Origin of the sequence: Streptomyces sp. NPDC058457, assembly GCF_042720695.1 — a bacterium.
Taxonomy (GTDB): domain Bacteria; phylum Actinomycetota; class Actinomycetes; order Streptomycetales; family Streptomycetaceae; genus Streptomyces.
Genome location: NZ_JBHXLU010000170.1, coordinates 1 through 8,190, shown reverse-complemented (window position 1 = coordinate 8,190; position 8,190 = coordinate 1). Strand labels below are relative to the sequence as shown.

The 8,190-nt window shown below is 72.1% G+C and carries 5 protein-coding genes; 1 reads left to right on the top strand and 4 read right to left on the bottom strand.

All coding sequences use genetic code 11. The features are described from left to right. The 4 genes from ACFWPS_RS53520 to ACFWPS_RS53505 all read right to left on the bottom strand — a co-directional run. A partial coding sequence (locus ACFWPS_RS53520) for a hydrolase (protein ID WP_383721763.1) occupies nucleotides 1-1,163 on the bottom strand: 1,163 nt, incomplete at its 3' end. 468 nt (nucleotides 1,164-1,631) lie between these two features. Next, nucleotides 1,632-2,009: a toxin Doc gene (locus tag ACFWPS_RS53515; RefSeq protein WP_383721761.1), complete on the bottom strand. Its 378-nt coding sequence runs from the start codon at nucleotides 2,007-2,009 to the stop codon at nucleotides 1,632-1,634. Nucleotides 2,010-2,012: 3 nt separating this feature from the next. Continuing rightward, the gene (locus ACFWPS_RS53510; RefSeq protein WP_089103774.1) at nucleotides 2,013-2,252 is read right to left on the bottom strand and encodes a hypothetical protein; all 240 of its coding nucleotides are present in this window, start codon (nucleotides 2,250-2,252) and stop codon (nucleotides 2,013-2,015) included. A gap of 91 nt (nucleotides 2,253-2,343) precedes the next feature. Next, complete coding sequence (locus ACFWPS_RS53505) at nucleotides 2,344-5,445, bottom strand: glycoside hydrolase family 2 TIM barrel-domain containing protein (RefSeq protein ID WP_383721759.1); 3,102 nt, start codon at nucleotides 5,443-5,445, stop codon at nucleotides 2,344-2,346. 272 nt (nucleotides 5,446-5,717) lie between these two features. Here ACFWPS_RS53505 and ACFWPS_RS53500 point away from each other — a divergent pair, with 272 nt between their 5' ends. After that, nucleotides 5,718-8,102, top strand: coding sequence for a SpoIIE family protein phosphatase (locus ACFWPS_RS53500; protein ID WP_383721757.1), 2,385 nt, complete (start codon nucleotides 5,718-5,720; stop codon nucleotides 8,100-8,102). Nucleotides 8,103-8,190: the final 88 nt, after the last annotated feature.

Sequence of the window (8,190 nt, the reverse complement as noted above, 5' to 3'; positions counted from 1 at the left end):
GGGGGGGGGCGGGCGCCGGGCGGGCCGGGGGGGGGGGGGGGGGCGGCGCCCGGGGCGCGGGCGCCCCGGCCACCCGGGGGGGGGGTGCCCCGGGGGGCCCCCCGCCCCCCACCGCCGGACAGCGTGCTGACGGCGAGGACGGAGGCGAGCAGTCCAGCGCCGGCCACGCCGACGCTGGTCAGCAGCGTTTTCGACGACCAGGAGCCGGGCGGGCGGCGCACCTGCACGGGGATGCGGGCGAGGAGCCTGGTCCGGGCGGCCGCGCGGCGGCGCCCGCCTCCTCCGGCGCGCCGGGCGGCGGCGCGGGTCAGGGGAACATCCGCAGCGCCCTTGCGTCCCGGGCGGGTGTCGAGGTAGCGGCGGGCTCCCCAGCCGAGCACCGCCTCGACCAGCAGCACGCCAAGACCGCCCTCGACATGGCCGAGTTGTTCGGCGGCGGCCCGGCAGTACGGGCATTCCGCCAGATGCTCCTGGACGTCCGGCAGCAGGGCGCCGCCCCGGCGGATGGGCACGTCGAGGAGCCGGTTGTAGTAGCGGCACTCCTGGGACGGCGCGAGATCCCGGTGGGCGCGGACACAGCCCTCGCGGAATTTCTCCCGGGCGTCTTCGAGAGCCGCCGACGCAGTTGCCGTGTCCATGCCCAACAGACCGGCCGGTACGGTTATCGGTTCCGCCTCCACCTCGGCATGCCAGAGCAGGCTCTGGGCGAGCGCCGGAAGGCCCAGGAATGAACGCTCCGCGAGGGTCCGGTTTTCCGGTGTCATGGACTTCGTGGCACGCATACCGCGGCCGCCGGCCGGTTTCCCGAGGTCGGGGAGAACCTCCGCTATTCGGTCCTCCGCGGACCAGTTGGCGACCGTGTCGCGGACGGAGACCAGCAGGCGCGGGCGGATCGCGTCGGCCGTCTCACCCAGGGCCACCCGGTCCAGGACCTGGTGGAAGGCGGCGGCCGCGACCATGTGCGCGACGGGCCCGGAGGCGGCCAGGCAGATGACCGCGTATTCCTGAACGGGCCGCCAGTGCCGGGCCATGAGCAGCGCGGCGGAACGGGAGGCCTCGATGTCGGATCCGGCTCGCAGCGGGGCGGCGAGGGACTCGTCGGACTCCCCTGCACCACCGCCCGGCGGCGGATACGGAGGGCGAGGCGGGTGGGGGGTGGGCACGGAGCGGATTCCTTTGGTGCGGTGGTGCGTACCTCTTCGGTGCGCCTGCGGGGAGCGGGAATTCGCCGGCGCGGTGTAGGTCGCGTTCCTCAACTGTCGAATTGGACCCGGCCATTACCCCCGCGCGGGCATTCACCCTCGCACAAGTCTCACACAAGCAACAAGGCACCTGTACAACATCGACAGCATTGACAGAAAGTCAGAAAGTCGCTGGTGGCTATTGCCCCTGCATGGCCGTATTCACCTTTCCGCGCGCCCCGTGTGAACCGTGCGCACGCGGCGGTCCCGCGCGCACGCTCCCGGCCCGCCCGCACGGGTGGTCCACTGATGACCGGCCCTCCTCACGAGGCCCCGCGCGGAACGGCGGCACTTCCGCGCGAAACAGGCCGCCGGCCCCGTTCCTCCCGCCCTCGGCCGGCGGCCCCGAGGAACCGGGGCAGCTCTCCCCCCTGCAAGTCCGGGCAGGTGTCAGAGCTGCCAGGAACGGAGCCGGTCCGCCGCGGCGTAGACGTCGGCCTTGCCGCTCATCAGGTCGCGGGCGAGGTCGACGAGGGCGCCGTAGGGCGGGTCCATGCCGGCACCGCTGACGTACATGTAGGCCACGGCGGTCGCACAGGCGAACCGGGCGTTGGCCGAGGGCAGCGGCTTGAGCAGGGCGAGGGTGTGCAACAGGGCGGCAGCCCGCCAGGCCGGGTCGGAGTCCACGCCGAGCCGGGGCGGATCGACCCGGTGCCGGGCGACCGCGGCGACCAGCGCGGAGAAGTCGTTGATGGTGGGCTGCTCCGGCATGACTTCCTCGTGGCGCTGGAGCAGCCAGGGCACGTCGATGTGGATGACCGGCGGCATGGGTCAGGCGGCCTCGCCCTTCGCGGGCGGCTCGTCGTCGGGGAACGCGGCGGCGAACTCGGCGGCATGGGCCGCGAAGAAACGGCGGAACTCCTCCGCCCCTTCCTGCAGGGCCCGGTGCCGGGCGATGTCGGCGGCCGCCGCGTCACGGACGAGGGCCTTCATGGACGTACCGCGCTCCTTGGCTATCTGCCTGAGGTCCTCAAGTTCGCGGTCGCTGAACTCCACGTTGAGAGCTGGCATGCCCTTCACGGTACCGCGCGGGTACTCCACCGTAAATACCCGCAGCTCAAGACCATCTCCCCCAGGTACCTGGCAGGGACACCCCGAGGCCTCAGGTGTCGAGGCGGCTGATCCGTACCGCGCCCGGGGTCTCCCCCGGGCGGGCGCTGGTCAGGGTGAGCCGGATCCGGGAGCCGGGTGCCGGGGTGAAGGTGATGACGGTCGGGGTGTCCGAGGCAGTGGCCCAGTCCACCGCCGCGTCCCGCACGGCCCGGTACGCCGTGCCGTCCCAGACGGCCACCTCGACCGACGCGGGGAGGGCGTGGGTCGCGTCCACGGTGAAGGAGACGTCCACCCGGTCGAAGGTGCGGGCGCGCCCGTGGTCGACCGAAACCCAGTCCGCGGTCCGGGCGCCGCCGAACGCGGGCAGCAGGGCGGTGGCCGACTTGGCGAAGGCGTTGGACCAGCCGGTGGCCGGGTCGCCGTCGAGCATGGCGGCCGGGAGGGTGTCCGGACGGCCGGAGTAACCGGCGTCCGCGTGCGGGTAGTCCGGCGGGGCCGGGTAGTCCGGGCGGAGGTCGGGGGCGGGGGTGCTTGCCACGGCGCGGGCCGGGGTGGTGTGCACGGTGACGGTGTCCCCGCGCAGCCCGTCCACCCGCGCGGTCACCTTGAGGGCGCCCGGCTCCGTACCGGAGCGGACGATGGCGAGTGCCTTGCCGTGAAAGGCGGTCCGGGTGCTCGCCTGATAGCGCTCGGCGCTCTCCTCACGGCCGTTGTCGAGCCCGGCGAGCGAGCCTCCGGTCACGGCGAAGGAGATCAGGTGCTCGGCGTCGGGCACCACCACGCCGTGCGCGTCGGCGATCTCCGCGGTGACGAAGACCAGTGAACGCCCGTCCGCGGAGAGGGACTTGCGGTCGGCGGTGAGGCGCACGGCGTGCGGGGCGCCGGCGGTGCGCAGGACGTCGGTCGCGACCACCCTGCCAGCGCGCCGGGCCACCGCCTTCAACTCGCCCGGCCGATAGGGCACTTTCCAGGTCAGGTGCAGTTTGCCCGCACTGCCGTTGGGGCTGGTGTAACTGCCGGGGTAGGGGCCGGAGGTGAAGGTCCTGTCGTCGCCGGTGGCCTCGGTGGTCTCCAGGTAGGTGCGGCCGTCGGTCGTGGTCTTGGTGTCGAACTCCCGCACCCCCAGGGACTCTCCGTTCAGGAACAGCTCGACGGTGGGCACGTTGGCGTACGCCCACACCTCGACCGTGTCCTCCTCCTCGTGGTTCCAGCTCATCGGCAGCAGATGCACCATCGGCTCGCTCACCCACTGGCTGCGGAAGAGGTGGTACATGTCCTTCGGGAACCCGGCCGTGTCGACCGCGCCGAAGAAGGACGACTTCACCGGGAACACGTCGTACGGCGTCGGCTCGCCGATGTAGTCGATGCCCGACCACAGGAACTGGCCCGCGAACCACTTCCGGTCCCGGTCCTTCTTGTGGCCGTACTCGCCGCTCATCGTCCAGGAGGACAGGTTGTTGTCGTAGGACGAGGTGGCCCGGCGGCCGGGGGTGTGGTTCTCCCCGGTGTTGAGGTGCTCCGGCTCCTGGTACGTCCCGCGGGTCGAGGTCTCCGAGGAGGACTCGGACTCGAAGAGGAACAGGTGCGGGTAGGCCGCGTGCAGCGCGTCCACGGACTTGGCGGTGTTGTAGTTGAGGCCGAGTCCGTCGAGTTTGGCGAGCATCAGGTCGGCGGCGGAGCCCTGCTTCGGCACGCTGCGGTACTTGTCGGAGCCGATCACCAGGGGACGGGTGTCGTCGGCGGCCCTGATGGCGGCGATGATCCGGTCGGCCATGGCGAGGCCGGCCGTGGAGGTGGAGTCGGGGATCTCGTTGCCGACGGACCACAGCACGACGGCGGGCGAGTTGCGGGCGGCGAGGACCATCTCGGTGGCGTCGCTCTCGCACCACTCGTCGAAGAACCGGCCGTAGTCGTACCTGGTCTTGCCGGTCCGCCAGCAGTCGAAGGCCTCCACCATCATCACGATGCCGAGTTCCTCGCAGACCTCGATCATCTGCGGTGAGGGCGGATTGTGCGAGGTGCGGAAGGCGTTGACGCCCATCGACTTCATGAGGGTCATCTGCCTGCGCACCGCGTCGGCGCTGATCGCCGAGCCGAGGGCGCCCTGGTCGTGGTGGAGGTCGACGCCCCTGATCTTGGTGGGCACGCCGTTGAGGGAGAAGCCCTCGTCGGGGTCGAAGCGGTAGCCGCGGATGCCGAAGACCGTGCGGAAGGTGTCGGTGGTGGTGGTGCCGACCCGGAGTTCGGTGTGCAGGGTGTAGCGGTGCGGGGCGTCGATGCCCCACAACTGCGGCTTCTCGATGGTCAGTTCATGGGTCGCGGTGGTCCCGCCGGGGCCGCTGACGGTGACCGACGAGGAGGTACGGGCGACCGTGCGGCCGTCCGGGTCGGTGATCCGGGACAGGACCGTCACGTCCGCGCCGGCGCCGGACTCGTCGACGACGGCCGTGCGCACCCGGACCACGGACCGCTCGGCGGTGACGTCCGGGGTGGTGACGTACGTGCCCCAACGCGGCACGTGCACGGGATCGGTCACCACCAGCCGGGCCTCGCGGTAGACGCCGCTGCCCGAGTACCAGCGGCTGCTGGGCAGCCGGTTCTGCACCTTGACCGCGAGGACGTTCGCGGTGCTGCCGTCGGTGTTCAGCAGGTCGGTGAGGTCGAAGGCGAAGCCGGTGTACCCGTAGGGATGGCGGCCCACCTCGGTGCCGTTGCAGTAGACGTACGAGTCCATGTAGACGCCGTCGAACTCCACGGAGATCCGCTTGCCGGCGTAGCCGGGCGGCAGGGTGAAGGCGAGCCGGTACCAGCCGAGACCGCCCGGGAAGAAGCCGGTGCCGCTGGTGGTGCCGTTCTCGGTGGTGGGGGTCTGTTCGATGCTCCAGTCGTGCGGTACGGCGACCTGCCGCCAGGCCGAGTCGTCGTACCCGGGGTCGGCGGCGTCCGCGTAGGCGCCGGTCGGGTCGGTGATCCCGCCCGGGTTGACCAGCGCGAACCGCCAGCCGTCCCGCAGGGCGACCGTGCGGCGGCCGGTGACCTGCGAGGACGTACCTGCCTCCGGGGCCGCCCAGGCGCCCGGGGCGCTCAGCAGGGCACCGGCCGCCGGAGCTGCCGTGGCGGCTGCCAGAACCGATCTGCGTGTGACCGTCATGGTGCGGCTCTCCCTCATCAGGGCCCAGAACTACTCACAACTGATCGTGAACACACAGATTCTGACGGGGTGACACTTGCGCGCGTCAAGGGTCCGGAGACCATCTCCCACCCCTTTCGTCCCGTTGACCGGTCCACGTTCGGCACTCCGGACAGGCTCCGGTCCCGACCGACCGAACGCCGCCGCTTGCCGGTCGCGAGAGGGTCCGAAGCACTACGCTTAACACGAGTGGTGCACCTGTTGACTGTGAGTGTGCGCTTGGGAGTGGCGAGATGAGCCGGGTCTATCCGTTCGACGATGCGGCGACGGCCCGGGCTGTCATCGGCGAGGACGGCACACTGACGGAGTGGAACGAGGGCGCCCGACGGCTCCTCGGCCACCCGGCCGAAGAGGTCGTGGGCCGGCCCGCGGCACTTCTGCTCGCCGGGGACGTCACCCCGCGCGCACCCGTCAGTGCCCGCTGGGACGGCACCCTCGAACTCCGCCACCGGGACGGCTATACGATCCCGGTCTGGCTGCTCGCGCACCACAGCACGGCCCGTGATGAACAGTCCGGTCACTGGCTGGTGGTCTCCCCGCTGGACGGCGGCGGCCCGCGCACCCCTGACGATCCGCTGACGACGGCAGCGCTGACGCAGTCGCCGTGCGCCATCGCGGTCTACGACGAGCAGCTCAGGCTGCGCCGGGTGAACGACGCGATGGCCGAGGTCATCGGGCTGCCCGAGGAGCGGATCCAGGGGCTCAGGGTCACCGAGATCGGCGGCAAGCCACAGAGCGAGGAACTGGAGCGGAGCATGCTCCGGGTGCTGGCCTCGGGCCGGCCGCTGGACGTGCAGACGTACATGCGCACCGGCGGCGAGGACCGGGCGCACGCCTGGCTGGCCCGGATGGCACCGGTCACCGACGCCGCCGGGCGGGTGCGGGGCGTGAGCCTGGCCGCCCACGACTTCACCGAGAACTACCTGTCCAGGGAGCGGCTCCAGCTGGTCAACGCGGCGAGCGTGCGCATCGGCAGCACTCTCGACGTCATCCGTACGGCTCAGGAGCTGGTGGACGTCTGCGTCCCCGCGCTCGCGGACTTCGTCACCGTCGACCTGCTGGATCCGCCGGAGAACGGCGACGACCTCCCGGCCCGGCTGACCGCTCCGGTCACCCTGCGCCGCACCGCGCACCAGTCCGTACTGCCCGGCATCCCCGAGGCGGTCCTCAAGCCCGGGCACACCGAGGTCTACCCGGCCTCCTCGCCGCAGGCCGACTCGCTGACCGCGGGGCACACGATCGTGGCCTCGGTGGCATCCGGCGCGCTGGACCAGTGGCTGTCCTGGAACAAGGCCCGCTGGGAGCGGGTACGCGAGTTCGGCGTGCACTCCTCGATGTCGGTACCGATCCAGGCCCGCGGCACCACCCTGGGGGTCGCGGTGTTCCGGCGGCACCGGCGGCTCGACCCGTTCAGCCCGGACGACGTGCTGCTCGCCGAGGAGATCACGGCCCGGGCGGCCGTCTGCATCGACAACGCCCGCCGGTACTCGCGCGAGCGCGAGACCGCCCTGGCCCTGCAGCGCAGCCTGCTGCCCCGGACACTGCCGCGCACCGCCGCCCTGCAGGCCGCCTCCCGCTATCTGCCGGCGGCGCGGGCCGGGGTGGGCGGCGACTGGTTCGACGTGATCCCGCTGTCCGGGCTGCGGGTCGCCATGGTCGTCGGAGACGTCGTCGGCCACGGGGTGCAGGCCTCGGCGACCATGGGCCGGCTGCGGACCGCCGTGCGCACCCTGGCCGACATCGACCTGGCCCCCGACGAGCTGCTCACCCACCTCGACGACCTGGTGCTCCGGCTCTCGGCCGAGCAGGGCGGCGAAGGCAGCCCCGGCGAGGTCGGCGCGACCTGCCTGTACGCCGTCTACGACCCGGTGTCCCGGCGCTGCACGCTGGCCCGCGCCGGGCACCCGCCGCCCGTCCTGCTGCGCCCCGGCCGCCGCCCCCACCGCCTTGACCTGCCCGCCGGTCCCCCGCTGGGCCTTGGCGGGCTGCCGTTCGAGTCGGCCGAGGTGACGCTGGACGAGGGCACGGTCCTCGCGATGTTCACGGACGGGCTGATCACCTCCCGGCACCGGGACCCGGACACCGGCCGCCGGCTCCTGCACGAGGCGCTGTCGGCGTACAGCGACTCCCTGGACGAGACCTGCGACCGGATCCTGCACGCCCTGCTGCCGCCGGGCGGCGCGGCCGACGACGTGGCCCTGCTGCTGGCCCGCACCCAGGGCCTGCCGCCGTCCCGGGTGGCGTCCTGGGACATCCCCGCCGACCCCGCCCTGGTCGCGCCGATCCGCAAGCAGGCCGTGGAACAGCTGGACGTGTGGGACCTGAGCATGGCCGCCTTCACGGCGGAGCTGGTGGTCAGCGAGCTGGTCACCAACGCCATCCGCTACGGCGCCCACCCCATCCGGCTCCGCCTGATCCACGACACGACGACCCTGATCTGCGAGGTCTCCGACACCAGCCACACGGCCCCGCACCTGCGCCGGGCCAAGACCTGGGACGAGGGCGGCCGCGGCCTGCTGCTGGTCGCTCAGCTGACCCAGCGCTGGGGCACCAGACATTCCCCTGAGGGCAAGACGATCTGGGCCGAGCTGTCCCTCTTCGAGGACGACATCGCCTAGGTGTACTCGGTCATGACTTTGGTGACAGGCGGCTGATCGGGGGCTGGCCTGCGAGCGCAGTGTGTCGGCGTCGAGTGTTGTAGAAGGT